Below are 21,510 nucleotides of genomic sequence, written 5' to 3'. Positions count from 1 at the left end.
GTTCAGGGAGTAAGGTTTGTCGGCAGAGTCGCTTGAGGTACAAACGGTTGTGATCGGTGCGGGCGTGGTTGGTCTTGCCATTGCGCGCAGCCTGGCCCTGGCCGGGCATGAGGTGGTGATTGTTGAGCAGGGCCCGCGTTTTGGTGAGGGCTTGTCGTCGCGGAACAGCGAGGTCATTCATGCCGGGATCTACTATCCCGAGGACAGTCTCAAGGCCCGCTTGTGTGTCCGTGGCCGCAAGTTGCTGTACGACTATTGCGGTGAGCACCGGGTCAACCACCGCAAATGTGGCAAATGGATTGTCGCCAGTTCGCCGGATCAGGTCGTATCGCTGGAAAGGATTGCGCGAAAAGCCGAAGCAAACGGGGTGGCGTTGAAGCTGGTCGACGGTCCGGATCTGGCGCAAGCGCTGCCCCGGCTTTCAATCTGCTCGGCGCTCTGGTCGCCGGAGACCGGGATTGTCGATAGTCATGGACTGATGGTGTCTCTGTTGGGCGAACTTGAGGACGTTGGCGGTCGCATTGCGTTCGGCACACCTGTTCTGGAGGCCGAGTCCTGTTCGGGCAGTCACCGCCTGCTTATCGGAGGCGATACGCCTTGTGAGTTGCGTGCTGAAAACGTGATCAATGCGGCGGGCCTGGGGGCGGTCAACCTGGCAAAACACTGGCAGGGTCTGCCTGACCATGGCAAACCGCGGCAATGGCTCGCCCGGGGTGTTTACTTCAGTTATCGCGGCACGCCTCCGGCGGATTGCCTCGTGTATCCGGTGCCTGAGCCAGGTGGTCTCGGAGTGCATCTGACCCTGGATCTCGCCGGTCAGGCCCGGTTCGGCCCGGACGTGGAGTGGATCGATGAGATTGATTACCACGTCGACCCGGGGCGGGGCAGGCGGTTTGTTGAGGGGCTGAGGCGCTGGTGGCCGGAGGTTGATGAGTCCCGCCTGGAACCCGCCTACGCCGGTATTCGCCCGAAGTTGAGCGGGCCGGGTGAACCGGCTGCCGATTTTCGAATTGATGGCCCTGAGGCGCACGGCGTGGCTGGTCTGGTTAATCTGTTTGGCATTGAGTCGCCTGGACTGACGTCGTGCCTCGCGATTGCCGAGTACGTGAAGTCCCGGTTGTCCTAAAGTGGCGTTCGCGCCAGCGCCCAAACCTGTATGTCCTGTGCCCCCTGATTCTTGAGGGCGGATGCAAGGCTGCGTGCGGTCGCCCCTGTGGTGACCACATCATCGATGATGGCGATGCGGCTCGGAACTTCCCCCTTCAACTCAAAGACCCGGCGCAGATTTTTCAGGCGTTCATCTCTCCCCAGACCACGCTGACTGTCGACGTGGCGTTTGCGTGCCACAAGGCTGGAGGCGACGGGTATCGCCAATTGCTTCGCCAGTTCCTCTGCAATTACCTGGGCCTGGTTGAACCCGCGGGCCAGGCGACGCTTCCGGTGCATGGGCGCCGGTATCAGGGCGTCCGGCCTGGGAATGGTTTGCTCTTGCATCAGGGTTTCGAGCTGTGATGCCAGGTCCGCCACAAGGGGGCGAAGGAATTGTCTCTGCCCCTGATCCTTAAAGCGCCGAATCATGGCGTCGGCCGGAAAGCGATAAAGCCAGGGGATGATCGAGCAGGAGAAGGACGGAGGGTTGGACAGACAGTCGCCGCACACCAGGCCGGACATGGGCATTGGCATTGCGCAGGTCTGGCACGGGTAATTATTGCGCGGCAGATCATGCCGGCAGGGGCTGCACAGGCCGTCTCTCGCTGAGGTATCCAGGCAGGCAACGCAGAGCCCTACCTTGCGAGACTGGTTAACCTTTAGTGTTAACAAGGTTGACAGGATGTCTGTGCTCTTTATCATCTGGTTCTTCCGTAAACCCAAAGGCCGGAAAAGGTTAACAGGACTCCTTTATGACTGCTACTGCACCCCGTCACGACTGGACGCTTCAGGAAGCGCGTGCGCTGTTTGAATTACCGTTTAATGATCTGCTTTTCCGTGCCCAGAGCGTTCACCGTGAACACTTTGATCCGAATGAGGTTCAGGTCAGCACGCTGCTGTCCATCAAGACCGGCGCCTGCCCGGAGGACTGCAAATACTGTCCGCAAAGCGGTCATTACAACACCGGGCTTGAGAAAGAACGGTTGCTGGAGATCGATAAGGTCGTCGCGGAAGCCCGCGCAGCCAAGGAACGTGGCGCATCGCGTTTCTGTATGGGGGCGGCTTGGCGAAGCCCCTCTAAGAAAGACATGCCCTACGTGCTGGACATGGTGAAGCAGGTCAAATCCCTTGGGATGGAGACTTGCATGACCCTGGGCATGCTGAAGGAAGATCAGGCAAAAGAGCTGGCCGATGCGGGTCTGGATTATTACAACCACAACCTGGATACGTCCGAAAAGTTCTACAGCCATATCATTACCACCCGTACCTATCAGGACCGCCTGGATACGCTGGACAATGTCCGCAAGGCCGGGATGAAGGTGTGTTGCGGCGGCATCATGGGCATGGGCGAAGACGAGGATGACCGCGTTGGTTTGCTGGTTCAGCTGGCGAACCTGCCACAGCATCCGGAAAGTGTGCCGGTCAACATGCTGGTGAAGGTGAAGGGTACCCCGATGGAAGATGTGGAGGATCTCGATCCGTTCGAGTTCATTCGCATCATTGCCGTGGCCCGAATCATGATGCCAGCCTCCCACGTGCGCCTGTCTGCCGGCCGGGAGAACATGAATAACCAGATGCAGGCGCTGTGCTTTATGGCGGGTGCCAATTCCATATTCTATGGCGAAAAGCTTCTAACCACTGCTAACCCAGAAGCCGATGCCGATATGCGGTTGTTCCAGCGCCTGGGCATCCGCCCCGAACAGCGCGAGCAGTGCGCAACGGAAGATCAGCAAATCGAGGCGATTGCCGGTGCTGTGGAGCACGAAGCGACCCGACATTTGTTTTACGATGCCACCCGTGAATCGGCCGCATCCTGATGCGGCCCGTCACTAACGCTGTCTGAGTAAACTCACGTTTTACGGGGTGTGTCGTTGCGAGATTTCGAAGCTGAGTTGGCAGAGCGGAAGCGGGCCGGGCTCCATCGGGTCCGGCGTCAGATTTCCGGTCCACAGCAACCGGTGCTGACCTCGGATGGCCGGGAAATTCTGTCCTTTTGCAGTAATGACTATCTGGGGTTGGCCAATCACCCGGCCAACCTCGATGCCTTGCGCCAGGCTCTGCCGTCAACGGGGCTGGGCGGGGCCGCATCCCATCTGATCTGTGGACACCACGATGCCCATCATCAACTGGAGCAGCGTCTGGCTGAGTTCACTGGTCGGAGTGCCGCGCTGTTTTTCTCCACCGGTTACATGGCGAATATGGGGATCATCGCCGCGCTCGCGGGGCGGGGCGATACTATTTTCTCTGACCGCCTGAATCATGCGTCAATCATTGACGGCTGCATTCTCAGCCGTGCCCGGGTGCACCGGTATCCCCACGGTGATATGGCGGCTCTGGAGTCGATGCTGAAGAAAACTTCCGGACACAAGCTGGTCGTGACTGACGGTGTGTTCAGTATGGACGGCGATGTGGCCCCGTTGCGCGAACTGGCCCGACTGTGTCGTGAGCACGATGCGCTGCTGGTCGTGGACGATGCCCATGGTATCGGTGTGCTCGGACCTCAGGGCCGGGGCAGCGTGGCAGAACTGGGGCTGTCGGAGCAGGAGGTGCCGGTACTGATTGGTACATTGGGCAAGGCCGTGGGCACCAGTGGTGCGTTCGCGGCCGGGCCCGAGGTGCTGATGGAGTATCTGGTCCAGAAGGCCCGCACCTACATCTATACGACGGCCATGCCGCCCGCCATTGCGCTGGCGACCTGCGCCAGTCTGGATGTCATTGAGCGGGATGACGCCCGCCGGGAGCACCTTGGCAGTCTGATAACCCGGTTCCGGCAAGAGGCCGGGGCCCTTGGCTACCGGCTGATGCCCTCGGAAACCCCAATCCAGCCCATCATGGTGGGTGATAACTGGAAAGCCCTGGCACTGAGTAAGGCCCTGGAAGAGCGGGGGCTGCTCGTGACCGCCATCCGGCCACCCACGGTGCCGGAGGGAGAGGCCCGCTTGCGTGTGACGCTGAGTGCAGCGCACACCCATGGCGATCTTGACCGTTTGCTCGACGGCCTGTCCGCGTGTCGGTCACTGTTGGAACGGACGGAGGAAGGCCTGTGAATGCCGCTTTGCATACCTTGGTAGGGTCGGACCTGTCGGAATGCCAGAACGACCTTCCGATCGCGGATAAGGTGGATATCGCCCGGGAATTTGGCGTGGCCAGTGCCACGTATGAGCAGGCCTCCAGGCTTCAGCGCCTGATGGGGAATGCCATGATTGCCGAGCTCTCGCGGGCTGGGTTCCAGGGGGAGCGTGCTCTGGATGTTGGCTGCGGGACCGGGTGGTTCACCAGAGCGCTGGCAGGCATGGCATCGGTCGGTCGGGTGACGGGCGTTGATCTTTCTGCTGGCATGGTTGAGCGCGCGCGCAACACTGTAACCGGGGATGTATCTTGGCTGGTTGCCGATGCGGAACACCTGCCCCTGCCGGATGATAGTGTTGACCTGATTTTCAGTAACCTGATGATCCAGTGGTGTTCGGACCCTGTTCCGGTGCTCCTGGAGTGTCGCAGGTTGCTCAGGCCCGGCGGCCGTTTGATGCTATCGACGCTGATGGATGGCACGCTGAACGAGTTGAAGAAGGCCTGGGAGGTGGCAGATCCGGGTCGTCCTCATGTCAATCGCTTTGAGCCGGAGCATCGACTGCGTGAACTGGTCACGCAGGCATTGCCCGGAGCCCAATTTGTGCGTCGCACCATTGCCTTGCCCTACGAATCTCCACTGGCGCTGACGGGCGAACTGAAACAGCTGGGCGCCGGATTCAAGGGAGATGCCCGCCGCAAGACGCTGACCGGCCCAGGGCGTGTCCGCGCCATGTGCAAGGCTTACCCCAGGCAGCCAGATGGCAGCGTGGCGGCAAGCTACGAAGCGGCCTGGGTGTATTGGCAGGCGTAATCGTATTCGCAACTGAGAAGGATATTTTAGCTCCATGGCACGTAAAACCTATTTTGTGACGGGCACTGACACCGGGGTGGGCAAGACCATGGTATCGGCGGCCATTCTCGAGGCCGCCCGCTCGATGGGTAAGCGCACGCTGGCGATGAAACCGATTGCCTCGGGGTGTGACAACACGCCAGATGGCTTGCGCAATGAAGATGCGTTGCTACTTCAGGGGGCCATGACCGAAGAGCTTGCCTATGACGTGGTCAATCCGATCGCGTTGGAGCCGGCCATTGCCCCCCATGTGGCTGCTCAGCAGGCGGGAAAATCCATAACGGCGGGGCGGCTGGCGGGGTACTGCCGCGGGCTGCAAATGCGTTCTTACGATCTGATGCTGGTTGAGGGGGCCGGTGGTTGGCGGGTTCCCCTGAATGAGCGCGAGACTTATGCCGCGCTCCCCAGGGAGCTGGAGATGCCGGTTATCCTCGTGGTTAGCCTGAAGCTGGGATGCATTAACCATGCATTGCTGACGGCAGAAGCCGTACGCGCTGATGGTCTTCGCCTGGCTGGCTGGGTTGCCAATCGCCCGGAAAAGGAAACCATGAGCTGTGAACAGGAAACCTTCGACTACCTTCTTGCTCATATCGGCGCGCCCTGCCTGGGCAGCCTGCCCTGGAATCCGGAGGCGGATGCTGTCGCACTATCTGCGCACTTGGATATCAGTCCGTTGTTAGAAAATTGACCTGAAGCGTTGCTTGCTTGAGTCAATGATCAGTAACGCGTTATCGACAGGGGTTCAAGGGGCTCGGAATGGCACGGTGGGCATGGAAGGTGCCGCCAGGAAGATCGCCATGGCCTGTATGCGGGTTCTGTGTCCTACAACTATCAAAAGCTTCAGCGCAACCGACACTTTTCGTTCAGTCGCCGCCATCGTTGCAGATGGCTGGCGTTCTGAATCTCTTTTAGGCTCCCTCTGAGCCTGATTCCCTTCTTCACTGCCTGAATTCATGGTTGGCCCGAGGGCGGCCTTGCGTATGCGATCGCGTTTGCATCCATGGGTGGCGCACGGCAACACAAATTTCTTGCCTGGCTATTGACAATTCTGTGCCTCGAAACGTATGTTTCAAACAAGTGTTTAATTAAGGCTGTGGCGCCCATTGCTGCAGTGTCTGAGTAAACCCAAGGCTTATAGCTGCATCCTGTTCAGCTAAGTCCGCGAACTGAGGTTGATTACATGCCTGAATACAAAGCGCCCCTGCGTGATATCAAATTCGTAATGAGCGAGCTGCTGAGCAGTGAACAGCACTATGCCAACCTGGAGGGTGCAGAGGATGCAACTCCGGATATGGTTGATGCCATTATCGGGGAAGGAGCCAAATTCTGTGAGCAGGTTTTGTCTCCGCTCAATCAGGTGGGTGACAAGGAAGGTTGCACCTGGAGCGAAGACGGCGTTAAGACGCCGACTGGCTTCAAAGAAGCTTACCAGCAGTACGTAGAAGGCGGATGGCCTTCCATGACTGCGGATCCGAATTACGGTGGTCAGGGCCTGCCTCACTCTCTCGGTCTGGTTATGAGCGAGATGGTTGGTACTTCCAACTGGTCCTGGGGTATGTACCCTGGCCTGAGCCACGGCGCTACCAACACCATTGAAGCGCACGGTACCGAAGAGCAGAAGCAGGTTTACCTGACCAAGCTGATCAGCGGTGAGTGGACCGGCACCATGTGCCTGACCGAGCCGCACTGTGGTTCTGACCTGGGCACTCTGCGCGCCAAGGCTGAGCCGAACGCTGACGGTTCCTACGCCATTTCCGGCACCAAGATCTTTATCTCGGCCGGTGAGCACGATATGGCCGAGAACATCGTCCACATCGTTCTGGCACGGCTGCCGGGCGCTCCGGAAGGCACCAAGGGTATCTCTCTGTTCATCGTGCCCAAGCAGCTGCCGAATGAAGACGGATCTGCCGGTGAGCGTAACGCGGTTTCCTGTGGCTCTCTGGAGCACAAGATGGGTATCCACGGTAACGCCACTTGCGTTATGAACTTCGACGGCGCCAAGGGCTGGCTGATCGGACCTGAGAACAAGGGTCTGAACTGCATGTTCACCTTCATGAACACCGCTCGTATCGGTACCGCTATTCAGGGTCTGGGTGCTTCCGAGCTGGGCTTCCAGGGCTCACTGGCCTACGCCAAAGAGCGTCTGGCTATGCGTTCCCTGAGCGGACCGAAGAACCCGGAAGGCATTGCAGACCCGATCATCGTTCATCCGGACGTTCGTCGCATGCTGCTGACCCAGAAAGCGGTTGCAGAAGGCGCGCGTGCGTTGATCTACCTGACTGCACAGCAGGTGGACATCGTTCACGGTGGCAAGACTGAAGAAGAGCGTAAGGCGGCCGACGAAGCACTGAGCTTCCTGACACCGATCGCCAAGGCGTTCCTGACCGAGATCGGTTACGAAGCGGCTAACCTGGGTATGCAGGTATTCGGTGGCCACGGCTTTATCTCCGAGTGGGGCATGGAGCAGAACGTTCGTGACGCCCGTATCGGTATGATCTATGAGGGTACTACCGGTATCCAGGCGCTGGATCTGCTGGGTCGTAAGGTTCTGATGACCCAGGGCGAGTCTCTGAAAGGCTTCACCAAGCAGGTTCACCTGTTCTGCAAGGAAAACGCCGACAACGAGCAGCTCCAGGAATTCATCGAGCCGCTGGCAGCGATCAACAAGGAATGGGGCGAGCTGACCATGAAGATCGGCATGAGCGCCATGAAGAACCGTGAGGAAGTCGGTGCGGCCTCTGTTGATTACCTGATGTACTCAGGTTACGCCGTGTTCGCCTACCTGTGGGCCCGTATGGCCAAGGTTGCTCTGGACACCATGGCTGAAGGTACATCTGAAGAGATGTTCTACAACGCCAAGGTTCAGACCGCTCGCTTCTACTTCAAGCGCATGCTGCCGCGTTCCAAGGCGCACGCTGAAATGATGCTGGCTGGCGCTGACAGCCTGATGGATATGCCGGAGGAAGCCTTCGCTTTCTAAGGCGACAGGCATCGAAGGACGATCCTGAAAAAAGCCCGCTCTCCCTGGAGGCGGGCTTTTTCGTGAAGTAAACAGGACGATTGGGGTAAACTATATGCCCCGTTTTAAACGCGTGATGGGTATTTGGTACTGATAACCGGCTCCGCCGGTTGTGAGATGTGCACCATCGCCCGATAACACTGACAGATATGCTGGAGAGTACAGATGGCCGATTACCAGGCGCCTTTGCGTGACATGCGCTTTGTATTGAATGAAGTTTTCGACGCGCCCTCACTGTGGGCTTCCTTGCCCAAGGTTGCGGAAAACGTAGATCCGGAAACGGCCGACGCGATTCTGGAAGAGGCTGGAAAAATTTGTGGTGGCGTGCTTGCGCCACTGAACCGCGAGGGTGACGAGCAGGGCAGCAGCTGGAATGACGGCGAAGTCACTGCGCCAGAGGGTTTCAAAGAGGCTTACCAGACCATCGTAGAAGGCGGCTGGAACGGCCTGGGTGGTAATCCGGAGTTTGGTGGTATGGGTATGCCCAAGACCCTGGTTGCCCAGTTCGAGGAAATGATGCAAGGCGCGAACATGGCCTTTGGCCTGGCGCCGATGCTGACAGCCGGTGCTTGCCTGGCGATGGACGCCCACGCCAGCCAGGAACTGAAGGAAAAATACCTGCCGAACATGTACTCGGGCGTCTGGTCCGGTGCCATGGACCTGACCGAGCCGCACGCCGGTACGGACCTGGGAATTATCCGCACCAAGGCTGAGCCGAACGGCGATGGCTCCTTCAACGTGACTGGCACCAAGATCTTTATCACCTGGGGCGAGCACGACATGGCGGAAAACATCATCCACCTGGTGCTGGCCAAGCTACCGGATGCGCCGAAGGGTCCGAAGGGCATTTCCCTGTTCCTGGTACCCAAGTTCCTGGTTAACGACGATGGCTCCCTGGGCGAGCGCAATACCCTGAGCTGCGGCTCCATTGAGAAGAAGATGGGTATCAAGGCGTCTGCCACTTGTGTAATGAACTTCGACGGCGCCAAGGGCTGGCTTGTTGGTGAAGAAAACAAGGGCCTGGCGGCCATGTTCACCATGATGAACTACGAGCGTCTGGGCGTTGGAATCCAGGGTATTGGTGCCGCTGAAGCTTCTCTGCAGAGTGCTCGTGAATACGCCATGGAGCGCATTCAGAGCCGTGCCCCGACCGGCGCACAGCAGCCTGAAAAGGCCGCTGACCCGATTCTGGTGCACCCGGACGTGCGCCGCATGCTGCTGACCATGAAGAGCTATGTCGAAGGCGGCCGCGCATTCTCGACCTACGTTGCCCAGTGGCTGGATATCGCCAAATACGCGGATGATGATGAGCGTCGCGAGCATGCAGAAGGCATGGTTGCTCTGCTGACTCCGGTTGCCAAGGCCTTCCTGACCGATCGCGGTTTGGAAACCTGTATTGCGGGTCAGCAAGTGTTCGGTGGCCACGGCTTTATCCGTGAGTGGGGCCAGGAGCAGCTGGTTCGTGATTGTCGTATCACCCAGATTTATGAGGGCACCAACGGTATCCAGGCTCTGGACCTGATGGGGCGTAAGGTTGTTGCCAGCCAGGGCAAGCTGTACGAGCTGTTTGCTCAGGATCTGGCGGCCTTTATCGAAGTGAACAGTGGCGACGAAGCGTTGCGTCCGTTCCTGGAGCCTCTGGCAGCGGCGTTTGAGCGTCTGTCAGACGTGACCGACTTCGTTATCAACCAGGCCGGTGATAACCCGGATGTGGTTGGCGCAGCTTCTGTGGACTATCTGGACCTGTTTGGTCTGACCGCACTGGGCTACATGTGGGCCAAGATCGCCAAGACTGCAGCCCCGAAAGCCGCCGATGACGCCTCCGGCTTCTATTCGGGCAAAGTAAAAACGGCGCGTTTCTACTTTGATCGCCTGTTGCCGAAGACGGTGTCTCTCGCCGAAGCGATCCGCAGCGGCAGTGACTCGATGATGGCGTTGACCGCTGACGAGTTCTAAGCGGTCAGAAGCGCAATAAAAAAAAGCAGGCCCTCGGGCCTGCTTTTTTTGTGTCTCTATCCAGTCTGCTACAGTCTTTCGATTCGGTTCGGGTTGGTGACAAACGGATTCTCGTTACCCTGGACTTCGGCAATTTTGCTATGACGGCTAAGCTCCGTGTCGTCGGGCGGGTCCTGGCGATTCCAGTCTTTGAATATCGGAGGGCGTCCCAGCCAGGGCAGGCCATAGGTGTCTACCATGTAAGCCATGGTGCGCGCCACATCCCCTTTTACCCGTTCGGGGGGTTCGAAGAAGCCTGCCTGCTCCTTAATGCCGCAGTCTTCGCTGTTGGCGTGGGAGTCAAGCTGCTCGTAGCGCACGGTTTGCCGCTTCATTTCCAGTCGGCTTTTGACCGGTACCATGTTGTGCAGGTCTGAGGCTATCTGTCGGTATCGGTTGTCCTGCTCGCACTGGCGTGATGTCCCGCAATCGAGTGCGGTGCGAATGTCTGACAACGGATAAATATAGCCATCCTGGAGCATGAAGCCTTTCTTCTTGAACGCTTTTTCACAAAAGAAAGAAGTGCCACCGGTGGCATAAAGGTTATTCCAGAACTCGTTTTTGATCACGGTGTCTGGATCACTGAAACGAGTGTTCTGGCCAATCACAACACCGGTGGCAACCATCAGTGACAGGGTGGTTAGAGTCTGGATGTATTTTTTCATACGCCTCGTTCACCTCGCCGGGTCGGTGAGCGCCATTTCTTGGAATTGTTCGATGTCTGAACGATGGGTCAAAAAAACTGACGCTTTGTTCAGTTTGCATTGGAAAGTATGGCACACGGGGAATTTTCAACTGAATCTATCCAGTTGATAAATGTGTGTTTTTGTTAACCTGTTAACGCATTATTTCAGCTTGTTTCGAAGCTCTTCGTAGTTATCCTTCAGTGTTTTGCCAAGCCGTTCGGCCGCTTGCCGGGTTTCCTGGGAAGCGTTTTCGGCGTCATGGAAAATGTCCTCCATTTTGGCCCGAAAGCGATCCCACTCTTGCTCGAGGTCGTCCCATTCGTCCTTTACATCCTCCCGGGCAAGGTGGATCTGAACCCGGGCCTCATCGCGATACTGTTTGATCTTTTCGGTCAGCTTTTTCAGTTCTTCTTGAAATGACATGGCAGGCACCTCCCGGGCTGGTTATATCTTAACCATGCTCCTTGGCGTAAAAAGGTTCAAGATGGCAATTGAGCCAAAAGCCGATAACGAGAGGCGTTTTTGATCCGGATCAGTTTGGGCGTGCGAGGAAGGCTGAAAGATCGCGGAGGTGATGCCACGGCGGCAAATCGCCGAAGCCTTTGGCCGCCCGATCAATCCGGGCGCACATTTCGAGAGCGTGATGAAGCTGGGGCGGGGTGAGTCGTCGGGCGGCCTGCTCAATGACTCGGGCACGCTGGGGTTGAAATACCCCCCGCTTTTTCAGGAAGGCTGATGCGTTTTCGCCCTGACTGGCGGCGCTTTTCAGTTCCAGGGTGAGGTTTAGATCCCGAGTCAGAACGGTCAGCATGCCAAGAGGGTTCTCGCCCTCCTGCTGGAGCACGCCGATCATCTTTGCCGCATGGGGTGCACGGCCGGCAAGTAATTCGGTTGCCAGTTCAAAACCGTTAAAGCGTGAACTGTCCAGCACTGCTTTTTCCACGGTTTCTTCATCAATGGTTTCACCGTTGGTCAGCAACTGCAGACGGTCCATTTCCTGGCTGGCGGCCAGCAGGTTGCCTTCCAGTCGTTCGGCAAGCATGGCCAGGGCTCCCTGGGTCAGGTGAAGGCCCTGGCGGGTCGCTCGTTGCTTCAGCCAGCCCTGGAATTTGTCCGCATCAACAGGCCAGACGGGGACATGGACCCCCTTATTTTGCAGAGACTTGTACCATTTGCGCTTTGTCTCCGCGGCGTCAAGGCGGGAGCTGATCAGCAAGAGGATAATGTCGTCCGTGGGTGCTTCCAGGTACTGCTCCAGAACGTCCTTGCCTTTCCCCACCTTGCCGTTGGGTAGATGGATTTCGATGCGCCTACGCTCTGCGAACAGCGACATAGCATTGAACTCATCGGCGACGGTGCCCCAGTCAAGCTGGTTGTCTGCGTGGAAAGTCAGCCGGTCCTGAAAGCCTGCGTCCCTGGCGGCCTGTCGGATTTGGTCACAACACTCCTGAACGAGCAGGGGTTCGTCACCAGAAATCAGGTAAACGGGAGCGAGGCCTTTTTTCAGTAACTGCGGAAGCTGGTTGGCCTGAGTCTTCATGGTGAGGTCGAATCCGTTTCTTCTGCATCAATTGAAGCCTCATATTCTTCCCTGATCGCGTCAATCCGTTCGTCCGTCAGTGGCGCCAGACGAAAAATAATCTGCTGGGCAAGACGCTCATCGAGTTGAATGCGCAGGGTTTCCTCTTCCTGTCGCTTGGCCAGAACGTTGGTCTCGTCATAACGGTAACTTTCACTGGCCGTGAGGCGAGTGTCGGCAATAAGGGGAATGCGGTCGGCACTGGTAAGGCTCATGTCCACTGAATGCCGGAGCGTGTACTCCGCAGCAGAGGCCTGGGCCGTGATGGCGGATGCCCGCCGGTTTCGCTGGAAATCACTCAGATTGAGCACGAACGCCGCATTGGCTGGCGACTTGAGTTCGACCTCGCCCAGTTCCAGCTGGCTTCGGACCGCGTTGCACAGAGTGTCCTGAATGTCCTGGCTGCAGGTCACAGCCAACGGCTGCAGGGCAGGGGATACCGGTGGCGCGCCGCGCAACTGAAAACCACAGCCAGTCAACCCTGCCAACAGCAGTGCTGCAGCCGGTCGGGCCAGTGTGCTGGTTATCGGTGCGCGGCTCATGGGCATTGATCAGTTCGCTACGATGTTGACCAGTTTACCCGGTACTACGATGACCTTGCGAACGGTCTTGCCCTCGGTGAAACGAACCACGTTTTCGTTTTCCAGAGCAATCCTTTCCAGGTCGGCTTTAGCAATGTCGGCCGGTACTTCCTGTTTAGCTCGGACTTTGCCGTTGACCTGCAGAACGACCTGGATTTCGCTGCGAACCATGGCCTTTTCATCCGCCACCGGCCACTGGGCATCCACGACCGGTGTCTCGTGACCCAGAGCCTGCCACAGGTTATGGCAAGCGTGCGGTGCAATCGGAGACAGGAGCAACACGGCGGTGTTCAGGGCTTCCTGACGCACAGCACGGCTCTGGGGCTCGTCATCGTTCAGCTTGTTGACGTCATTCAGCAGCTCCATCACCGCTGCAATAGCCGTATTGAACGTCAGGCGCCGGCTCAGATCGTCACTAACCTTGGCAATGGTCTCGTGAGTCTTTCGGCGCAGATCTTTTTGCTTGTCAGTCAGCTCGGCGGCATTGAGCGTCGGGGCTGCACCTGCGGCGGTATGCTCGCTAACCAGACGCCACAGGCGTTTGAGGAATCGATGGGCGCCTTCAACACCGCTGTCGGACCACTCCAGGGACTGCTCGGGGGGCGCTGCGAACATCATGAACAGGCGAACGGTGTCTGCACCGTATTGGTCGATGATGGCTTGTGGGTCGATGCCGTTGTTCTTGGACTTGGACATCTTGGTGACGCCGCCGGCAATGACCGGTTGACCGTCTTCCTTGTGGATGGCCTGAATGGGCTGGCCCTTGTCGTCCCGCTCTACCGTGACGTCAGACGGGGCAATCCACACCTTGCCGCCTTTCTCGTCTTCCCGGTAGTAGGTTTCGGCCAGCACCATGCCCTGGCACAGCAGGCGCTTGAAAGGTTCTGAACTGGTGACCAGGCCCACGTCCCGCAGCAACTTGTGGAAGAAGCGCGCGTAGAGCAGGTGCAGGATGGCGTGCTCAATGCCGCCGATGTACTGGTCAACCGGCAGCCAGTAGTTGGCAGCGGACGGATCCAGCATGCCCTTGTCGTAGTTTGGGCTGCAGAAACGGGCGTAATACCAGGACGATTCCATGAAGGTGTCGAAGGTATCGGTCTCAAGAGTCGCCGGCTGGCCTTCGAAGGTCGTCTTGGCCCACTCCGGATCGGCCTTGATGGGGGACTGAACGCCGTCCATTTCGACTTCTTCGGGCAGGCGAACAGGCAGCTGGTCATCCGGAACCGGCCGCTCGGTGCCGTCTTCCAGAGTCATCATCGGAATAGGGGCGCCCCAGTAACGCTGCCGGGACACGCCCCAGTCACGCAGTCGATAGTTCACGGTGCGTTTGCCGATGCTGTGTTCTTCAAGGTACTCGGCGATGGCGTCGAAGGCCTCTTCGCTGGTCAGGCCGCTGTACTTGCCGGAGGAAACCAGGGTGCCTTTTTCGGTGAAGGCGGCTTCCTGGACGTCGATCTCACGACCGTCACGTGCAGCGATGACCTGCTTGATCGGCAGGCGGTATTTACGGGCAAATTCGTGGTCACGCTCATCGTGGGCCGGTACGGCCATCAGGGCGCCGGTGCCATAGTCGGTCAGAACAAAGTTCGCGATCCAGACCGGAATCTCTTCCTGGGTAAGCGGGTGGACGGCCTTGAAGCCGGTGTCGATGCCTTTCTTTTCCATGGTGGCCAGTTCCGCTTCGGCTACCTTGCTGTTCCGGCACTCGTCGACAAATTCGGCGACGTCCCGATGCAGCTTGGCGGATGCCTTGGCCAGGGGATGCTCGGCGGAAACGGCCATGTAGCTGACGCCCATGAGAGTGTCCGGGCGGGTAGTGTAAACCGTCAGGCCTTCGTCGGAATCCTTGAGGGGGAAGGTCAGCTCGGTTCCGACCGACTTTCCGATCCAGTTGCGCTGCATGGTTTTGACCTGGTCCGGCCAGTCATCCAGTTCGTCCAGATCGTTGAGCAGCTCTTCGGCGTAGTCGGTAATGCGAATGAACCACTGGGGAATCTTCTTCTGCTCCACCAGGGCACCGGAGCGCCATCCGCGCCCGTCAACGACCTGTTCGTTGGCCAGCACGGTCTGGTCCACCGGATCCCAGTTAACCGTGGACATCTTCTTGTAGACCAGGCCCTTTTCGTACAGCCGGGCGAAAAACCACTGTTCCCAGCGATAGTAATCCGGGCTGCAGGTGGCCAGTTCACGGTTCCAGTCGTAACCGAAGCCCAGCTGCTTGAGCTGGTTCTTCATGTAGTCGATGTTGGCGTAGGTCCATTTGGCCGGTGCGGTCTTGTTGGCAATGGCGGCATTTTCCGCCGGAAGACCGAAGGCGTCCCAGCCCATGGGCTGCATGACATTCTTGCCTTGCATGCGCTGGTATCGGGAGATGGCATCGCCGATGGTGTAGTTGCGAACATGCCCCATGTGCAGTTTGCCGCTGGGGTAGGGGAACATGGACAGGCAGTAGTATTTTGGCTTGCCCGGCTCTTCCTTCACTTCGAAGGTTTTGTTTTCTTCCCAGAAATTGCGGGCATTCTGTTCTACGTTACTTGGATTGTATTGCTCGTCCATTCCTGCCATTACCAAAGTTACCCTATAACAAAATGATGTTCGGAGCGGCCGGACATTCTAACGCACCAGCGCCCCGACAGGTAGTCTGCCAATCCGCGAATCCTGTGCCATGATTAGGGATGCTGATTGTCCGTGCCAGGCCTGCGCCTGCAGGCGGCACCTCCCTTCCGGACGGTATCAAGGAGTCGTTATGAGCGAACCCGAACGTAGCCATCTTTCAGGAAAAGCGCTGGAGGTCTATGACCGGATGCTTGAGCGTGTCCAGACCCGGCTGAAAACCTTGCCTGATGTCACGGTCCAGGCCCTGGAGGACGAGGTGCAGAAGGCCGTGGAGTTCGAATATGAGCTTGAGGAGATGACGAGGGAAGAGTCCGATCTGTTGGGCGCTTACCTGGAGCGGGACCTCAAGCACCTGATGCATTTCATGGAAGAAACCGGAGAAGGACTCGAAGAGTGGCTGCAGTTGGATATCGCCCTGCTGGAGCACCAGCTAGCGGACCGGCTGCTGTCGGTCGCGGACAAGACCCTGGTCGACACGCTGGAGTTGAACCAGAAACTGGATAACACCGATGCGGGCCATTACATCTCCGGCGAGGTGGCTACGGCCGGCATGTTTCGCTGTCTGAACTGCAGTCACATGCGCTGCCTGACGGCCACCAGTCATCTGGAACCCTGCGAAGCCTGCGGTTCCCACTACTACGAACGGGTTACGAGCCGCTGGCCGAAACAGGAGGAATGATCCGTTCCCGCACAAAGACCACCAGGATCAGCGCAATGGTGAGGGCCGGCCAGGAGCCGGTCTGCATGAACGGCGTCATGCCCTCAGCCGAGTAGACTTCCCCGCGCAGGGTGACCCGCTCGAATTGCGGCGTCGATTCGGTGATGTCGCCCTTGTGGTTGATGATCGCCGTGACTCCGTTATTCGTGCCCCGGAGCATGTAGCGCCCGGTTTCCAGTGCCCGCATCCGGGCGATCTGAAGGTGCTGTAGTGGGCCGATCGAAGCGCCGAACCAGCCATCGTTGCTGATCGTCAGCAACAGACCGGATTGACGGCTGTTGAACGCGACGAAATCCGGATAGGCCACCTCATAACAGATAAACGGCATGATCTTGGCGCCGCCTGCCTGAAGGGGACTCTGGTATTCGGGGCCCCGGCTGAAACTGCTCATTGGCAGGTCGAAGAAACCAATCAGTCCTCGCAGCAAGCCCTCCAGAGGCACATACTCGCCGAAGGGCACCAGTTTTTGCTTGTGATAAATGCCTTCCCCTTCGCCGATTGCCATGATGCTGTTGTGGAAAGTGAAGTCTTCCAGGCGTTCGCTGAAGCCGTACCAAGGGATGCCGGTAATCAGAGTGCTGCTGTCTCCCAGTCGATCGCTGATGTGATCGATGATCTGGCCGGCCTGATCGTGCGGAATGGGAATGGCAGTCTCGGGCCATAGGATCAGGTCGGTGTTCCATTGACCATCGGTCATACCCAGGTAGGTGACAATCTGGTCGCGCAGAAAGTCCGGATCCCACTTGATCTGCTGGGGGATGTTGCCCTGCATGGCCGCAAAGCTGGTGGGTTCGTCGCTGAGGCGAGTCCATTCAACCTGCTTCAGTTGCGGGCCAGCCAGCCACGGGATCAGAGCCAGCGCCAGGGTGGCGGTCGTCGCTCCCCAGTTACGATAGCGGGCCAGCCAGCAGGCGCCATAAATTGCTGCGCCGGTAGCCGTGATCCACAGGGTAATGCCATGCACGCCCACCAGTGGCGCCCATCCGCCGAGCGGGCCGTCCGTGTGGGCGGTTCCCAGGTAAAGCCAGGGGAAGCCAGTCAGCAGCCAGCCGCGCAGCCAGTCGCCCAGAAGCCAGATAGCCGGAAACAGAATGAGGCGACGAACGCGGTTTTCTCTCGCCAGTTTGCCCCAGAACCAGAAAGCCAGGCCGTGGAACAGGGCGAGGCCGGCGACGAAAATGGCTGTCAGCAGCACGGCGACGGGAACGTTCGTATTTCCGTATTCACTGATGCTGATATAGACCCAGCTGGCGCCGGATCCAAACAGTCCGAGCCCCGTGAGCCACCCCGCCTGGAAAAGCTTTTCCGGCGCTGCCGGTATGGTGACCAGCAGGATCAGGAATGCCGAAAACGGGCCGAGCCACCAGTACTCAAATGGCGAGAACGTCAGTGTCTGCAACGCTCCGGCGGCCAGCAGAATCAAGGCTGCCAGCCAGCGATTGCCGGAGAGTGGGAAGGTCAGCCCCTGGGGAGCGTCTGGGTTATGGCTCAACTCGGTTTACCTGCAACAGTCGGATGACGCGGTTATCGGCGTTGGCTATGGTAAAGCGCAAGCCACCGAATTCAACCGTTTCGCCTCGTCTGGGCAGGTGACCGAACTCCTTGAGAACCAGGCCGCCAATGGTGTCGAACTCTTCTTCATCCAGTTCGGTCTTGAAGAACTCGTTGAAGTCTTCAACGGGAGTTACGGCTTTGACGGTGTAGACTCCGTCTCCGCGACCCTTGATGTGGGTTTCTTCATCGAAATCGTGCTCGTCTTCGATTTCGCCGACGATTTGCTCCAGCACGTCTTCAATGGTGATCAGGCCGGCTGTGCCGCCGTATTCATCCACCACAATGGCCATGTGATTGCGATTTTCCTTGAACTCCTTGAGCAACTGGTTAAGGCGCTTGCTCTCAGGAACAAAGGTCGGTGGGCGGAGAATTTCCCGGATGCTGGACCAGTTCAGGTCGTCGTTCAGCGCCAGGGGCAGCAGGTCTTTGGCCAGCAGTACCCCGACGACGTCGTCCTGATTGTCACCAATGACGGGAAAGCGGCTGTGAGCGGAGTTGATGATTTCGCCGAGGAATTCCTTGGGCTCCTGGGAGGCCTTGACGGTGACCATCTGGGAACGCGGGATCATGATTTCTTCCACGCGCATGTCGATCACCTGCATCGCACCTTCGATAATGCTCATGGCATCGGTATCGATGATGCTCTGGGACTCTGCGTCCCGGAGGATTTCCAGCACGTCCTCAATGGACTCAGGCCCGCTGGAGAAGGCCTGTGATATACGTTCCAGCCAGGACTTGTTGCCCTGGCTGCGACTCGACTGATCGTCGCTCATGAGTCTTTTTCCAATTCCTCTGCTTCGTAGGGGTTACCAAATCCGAGCTGGCCGAGCAGCTGGACCTCGAGGGCTTCCATGACCTCGGCATCCTCGTCGATCACATGATCGTAGCCCTGTAAGTGCAGCATACCGTGTACGACCATGTGGGCCCAGTGGGCCATTAATTCTTTATGTTGTTCCCTGGCTTCTTTTTCAACAACTGGCGCACAAATAATGAGATCGCCCGCCAATGGAATGGTTATACCCGCTGGTGCCTCAAATGGAAAGGACAGGACGTTGGTTGGTTTATCCTTACCCCGATATTCCAGATTCAGTGCCTGGCTCTCCTGTTCGCCAACGATGCGGATAGTGACCTCGGATGACTCGTCGCCTTGCCAGGCAAGATTGGCCCAGCTCTCAAGGTGGGCTGGTTCCGGAATGCCGGGCTGCTGGTAAGCATCCTGCAAGTCCACCGTCAGCTTGCTCACTGGCTGCTGCCTCCGTCATCGAAGGCATCGTACGCCTCGACAATCCGCTGCACGAGAGGGTGCCGGACAACATCCTTGGCGCCGAAGCGCGTGAAGCCAATGCCCGAGACTTTGCTCAACACGCCGGCGGCGTGGATCAGGCCGGAATTTTGCCCGCGGGGCAGGTCTACCTGAGTGGTATCGCCGGTGATCACGGCGGTGGAGCCAAAGCCGATGCGGGTCAGGAACATTTTCATCTGCTCCCGGGTGGTGTTCTGGCTTTCATCCAGGATGATGAAGGCATTGTTGAGGGTTCGGCCGCGCATGAACGCCAGCGGGGCGATTTCGATGACGCTCTTTTCGATCAGCCGCGTCACCTGGTCAAACCCCAGCATCTCATAGAGGGCGTCGTACAGGGGGCGAAGGTAGGGATCGACCTTCTGGGCCAGGTCGCCAGGCAGGAAGCCGAGCTTTTCGCCAGCCTCAACTGCCGGGCGCACCAGCAGGATTCGCTTGACCTGTTCGTCCTTCAGGGCCTCGACCGCGCAGGCCACGGCCAGCCAGGTTTTGCCGGTTCCTGCCGGGCCAATGCCGAAGTTGATGTCGTGGGTGCGAATGTTGTGCACGTACTTCTGCTGGTTCGCGCCACGGGGCTTGGCCTGGAGTTTCGGGGTTTTAATGACTGTCACAGCGCCATCGTAGGGCACATCTTCGGGCAGGCGCTCCAGTCCGGTTTCCCGGATGAACAAGTGGACGGTGTCTGGTTGCAGGTCGTCCGTGGCTTCGGTTTCACGGTAGAGGTGTCGAATCACTTCAGTGGCGGCGGCAACGTGCTCGGTTTCGCCCTCGATTCGGAAATGGTGCCCCCGTCGGCCAATCTTGACGTGCAGTCGGCGCTCGATGTGTTTGAGGTTTTCATCGAACTGGCCGCACAAAGTGGCGAGTCTGCGTTGATCTGCCGGATGCAGGTCGAACTGTCTGGAGTCGTGGGTGCTCAAGAATGCTCCGTCGTGCTGCCCGGCAGGTGCCGGGCGTGTTGAAGGATTTACTTAATAATGGACCGATTCTGGAAAGTCTGTCGACTTAATCAGTGCAGCTGATCGTCCACCGGTACGCCCCGCAGGGAATTGGGGAATGCGTCGACAATCTCCACATCAATGAAGTGACCGACCACATCCGGGTTGTGGTGGCGGAAGTTGACGATCCGGTTGTTCTCGGTGCGTCCGGCGAACTCGCCCGGGTCTTTCTTGGACAGGCCGGTGACCAGAATCCGCTGGGTGGAGCCCACCATCTTACGGCTGATATCCATGGCCTGCTGGTTAATTCGCTGCTGAAGAATGCTCAGGCGCTGCTTCTTGACGTCCATCGGGGTGTCGTCCGGCAGATCGGATGCCGGAGTGCCCGGGCGGGCGCTGTAAATAAAGCTGAAGGACACGTCAAAACCGATGTCGTTGATCAGCTTCATGGTGTCTTCAAAGTCTTTGTCGGTTTCGCCGGGGAATCCGATGATGAAGTCGGAGGAGAAACTGATGTCCGGGCGGATCTTCCGCAGGCGGCGCAGCTTGGACTTGTATTCCAGTGCGGTATGACCGCGTTTCATGGCGGCCAGGATTCGGTCGGATCCACTCTGGACCGGCAGATGCAGGTGGCTGACCAGTTCCGGAACCTGTTCGTAGACGTCGATCATCGCATCGGTAAATTCCACCGGATGAGACGTGGTGTACCGAATCCGGTCGATGCCATCGATGGTGGCGATCAGGGTGATCAGTTCCGCCAGGTCCATGACGTCGCCGTCGTGGGTTTCGCCACGATAGGCGTTGACATTCTGGCCCAGCAGATTCACCTCACGAACACCCTGGGTGGCCAGGTGGGCGACTTCGGCAATGACGTCGTCCACCGGTCGGCTGACTTCCTCACCACGGGTGTAAGGGACCACACAGAAGGTGCAGTACTTGCTGCAGCCTTCCATGATGGACACGAATGCCGAGGGGCCGTCCGCACCCGGTTCGGGCAGTTTGTCGAACTTCTCGATTTCCGGGAAGCTGACATCCACCACGCCAACGCCGTTACCCTTGCTGCGAACCTCAGTAATCATGTCCGGCAGGCGATGCAGGGTCTGTGGGCCGAATACCATGTCGACGTAGGGGGCTCGCTCGATAATTGCCTCGCCTTCCTGGCTGGCCACGCACCCGCCCACGCCAATGATCAGTTCCGGCTTGCTGTTTTTCAGCGACTTCCAGCGGCCAAGCTGGTGAAACACTTTTTCCTGGGCTTTTTCCCGGATAGAGCAGGTGTTCAGCAGCAGGATGTCCGCGTCCTCGGGGGTGTCGGTCATTTCGACCGCTTCGCCGGAGCGCAGCAGGTCTGCCATGCGGGATGAATCGTACTCGTTCATCTGGCAGCCATGGGTTTTGATGTACAGCTTCTTGGCCATGAGTCTCAACGTATTCTGGTGGATGTTGCGCCGGACGA

19 protein-coding genes are annotated in these 21,510 nt (G+C 58.3%); 8 read left to right on the top strand and 11 right to left on the bottom strand.

All coding sequences use genetic code 11. The features are described from left to right. Positions 1–16: 16 nt before the first annotated feature. Complete coding sequence (locus QVZ43_RS01700) at positions 17–1,126, top strand: NAD(P)/FAD-dependent oxidoreductase (RefSeq protein ID WP_302908625.1); 1,110 nt, start codon at positions 17–19, stop codon at positions 1,124–1,126. On the opposite strand, the gene QVZ43_RS01695 is transcribed toward QVZ43_RS01700, so the two are convergent. After that, positions 1,123–1,851: a ComF family protein gene (locus QVZ43_RS01695; RefSeq protein ID WP_302908624.1), complete on the bottom strand. Its 729-nt coding sequence runs from the start codon at positions 1,849–1,851 to the stop codon at positions 1,123–1,125. The genes QVZ43_RS01700 and QVZ43_RS01695 overlap by 4 nt on opposite strands. 50 nt (positions 1,852–1,901) lie before the next feature. Between QVZ43_RS01695 and bioB the strand changes: the two genes are divergently transcribed. From bioB to QVZ43_RS01665, 6 genes are all read left to right on the top strand, one after another. After that, positions 1,902–2,966, top strand: coding sequence for a biotin synthase BioB (bioB, locus tag QVZ43_RS01690; protein WP_302908623.1), 1,065 nt, complete (start codon positions 1,902–1,904; stop codon positions 2,964–2,966). A gap of 54 nt (positions 2,967–3,020) precedes the next feature. Next, positions 3,021–4,196, top strand: a complete 1,176-nt coding sequence (gene bioF, locus QVZ43_RS01685; protein WP_302908622.1) for an 8-amino-7-oxononanoate synthase — start codon at positions 3,021–3,023, stop codon at positions 4,194–4,196. Next, positions 4,193–5,029, top strand: a complete 837-nt coding sequence (bioC, locus tag QVZ43_RS01680) for a malonyl-ACP O-methyltransferase BioC (RefSeq protein WP_338140882.1) — start codon at positions 4,193–4,195, stop codon at positions 5,027–5,029. The genes bioF and bioC overlap by 4 nt, the downstream gene beginning before the upstream one ends. Before the next feature lie 34 nt (positions 5,030–5,063). Further along, positions 5,064–5,756: a dethiobiotin synthase gene (bioD, locus tag QVZ43_RS01675; RefSeq protein WP_302908621.1), complete on the top strand. Its 693-nt coding sequence runs from the start codon at positions 5,064–5,066 to the stop codon at positions 5,754–5,756. Positions 5,757–6,248: 492 nt separating this feature from the next. Then, a complete protein-coding gene (locus QVZ43_RS01670) occupies positions 6,249–8,048 on the top strand; it encodes an acyl-CoA dehydrogenase C-terminal domain-containing protein (protein WP_302908620.1) in 1,800 nt (599 codons plus the stop codon). Positions 8,049–8,252: 204 nt separating this feature from the next. Continuing rightward, positions 8,253–10,043 carry an acyl-CoA dehydrogenase C-terminal domain-containing protein gene (locus QVZ43_RS01665; RefSeq protein WP_302908619.1) on the top strand — a complete coding sequence of 597 codons (1,791 nt, stop codon included), beginning with the start codon at positions 8,253–8,255 and terminating at the stop codon, positions 10,041–10,043. A gap of 68 nt (positions 10,044–10,111) precedes the next feature. On the opposite strand, the gene QVZ43_RS01660 is transcribed toward QVZ43_RS01665, so the two are convergent. From QVZ43_RS01660 to leuS, 5 genes are all read right to left on the bottom strand, one after another. Further along, the gene (locus QVZ43_RS01660) at positions 10,112–10,747 is read right to left on the bottom strand and encodes an endonuclease (RefSeq protein ID WP_223794025.1); all 636 of its coding nucleotides are present in this window, start codon (positions 10,745–10,747) and stop codon (positions 10,112–10,114) included. Positions 10,748–10,927: 180 nt separating this feature from the next. Further along, positions 10,928–11,191, bottom strand: coding sequence for a hypothetical protein (locus QVZ43_RS01655; RefSeq protein ID WP_223794024.1), 264 nt, complete (start codon positions 11,189–11,191; stop codon positions 10,928–10,930). A gap of 109 nt (positions 11,192–11,300) precedes the next feature. Continuing rightward, positions 11,301–12,308, bottom strand: coding sequence for a DNA polymerase III subunit delta (gene holA / locus QVZ43_RS01650; RefSeq protein WP_223794023.1), 1,008 nt, complete (start codon positions 12,306–12,308; stop codon positions 11,301–11,303). Then, a complete protein-coding gene (locus tag QVZ43_RS01645) occupies positions 12,305–12,889 on the bottom strand; it encodes an LPS-assembly lipoprotein LptE (protein ID WP_338140881.1) in 585 nt (194 codons plus the stop codon). The genes holA and QVZ43_RS01645 overlap by 4 nt, the downstream gene beginning before the upstream one ends. Before the next feature lie 9 nt (positions 12,890–12,898). Then, complete coding sequence (gene leuS, locus QVZ43_RS01640; RefSeq protein ID WP_302909630.1) at positions 12,899–15,484, bottom strand: leucine--tRNA ligase; 2,586 nt, start codon at positions 15,482–15,484, stop codon at positions 12,899–12,901. Between the two features lie 190 nt (positions 15,485–15,674). On the opposite strand from leuS, the gene QVZ43_RS01635 reads away from it, so the two are divergent. After that, positions 15,675–16,223, top strand: a complete 549-nt coding sequence (locus QVZ43_RS01635; protein WP_302908617.1) for a zinc ribbon-containing protein — start codon at positions 15,675–15,677, stop codon at positions 16,221–16,223. Here the strand turns inward: QVZ43_RS01635 and lnt are convergent. From lnt to miaB, 5 genes are all read right to left on the bottom strand, one after another. Beyond that, positions 16,192–17,754, bottom strand: coding sequence for an apolipoprotein N-acyltransferase (lnt, locus tag QVZ43_RS01630; RefSeq protein WP_302908616.1), 1,563 nt, complete (start codon positions 17,752–17,754; stop codon positions 16,192–16,194). The two genes, QVZ43_RS01635 and lnt, sit on opposite strands and share 32 nt — an antisense overlap. Next, complete coding sequence (locus QVZ43_RS01625; RefSeq protein ID WP_302908615.1) at positions 17,744–18,589, bottom strand: HlyC/CorC family transporter; 846 nt, start codon at positions 18,587–18,589, stop codon at positions 17,744–17,746. Before QVZ43_RS01625 ends, lnt begins: the two co-directional genes overlap by 11 nt. Beyond that, on the bottom strand, positions 18,586–19,059 hold the full coding sequence (gene ybeY, locus QVZ43_RS01620; protein ID WP_302908614.1) for an rRNA maturation RNase YbeY: 474 nt from the start codon (positions 19,057–19,059) through the stop codon (positions 18,586–18,588). Before ybeY ends, QVZ43_RS01625 begins: the two co-directional genes overlap by 4 nt. Next, positions 19,056–20,036: a PhoH family protein gene (locus QVZ43_RS01615; RefSeq protein ID WP_302908613.1), complete on the bottom strand. Its 981-nt coding sequence runs from the start codon at positions 20,034–20,036 to the stop codon at positions 19,056–19,058. The genes ybeY and QVZ43_RS01615 overlap by 4 nt, the downstream gene beginning before the upstream one ends. An 89-nt stretch (positions 20,037–20,125) precedes the next feature. After that, positions 20,126–21,472 carry a tRNA (N6-isopentenyl adenosine(37)-C2)-methylthiotransferase MiaB gene (miaB, locus tag QVZ43_RS01610; protein ID WP_302908612.1) on the bottom strand — a complete coding sequence of 449 codons (1,347 nt, stop codon included), beginning with the start codon at positions 21,470–21,472 and terminating at the stop codon, positions 20,126–20,128. Positions 21,473–21,510 lie beyond the last annotated feature (38 nt).

The organism is Marinobacter suaedae (assembly GCF_030519635.1).
Classification (GTDB): Bacteria; Pseudomonadota; Gammaproteobacteria; order Pseudomonadales; family Oleiphilaceae; genus Marinobacter; species Marinobacter suaedae.
Note: the sequence above shows the minus strand (reverse complement) of the source record. Positions and strands in the feature narration are given on the sequence as shown.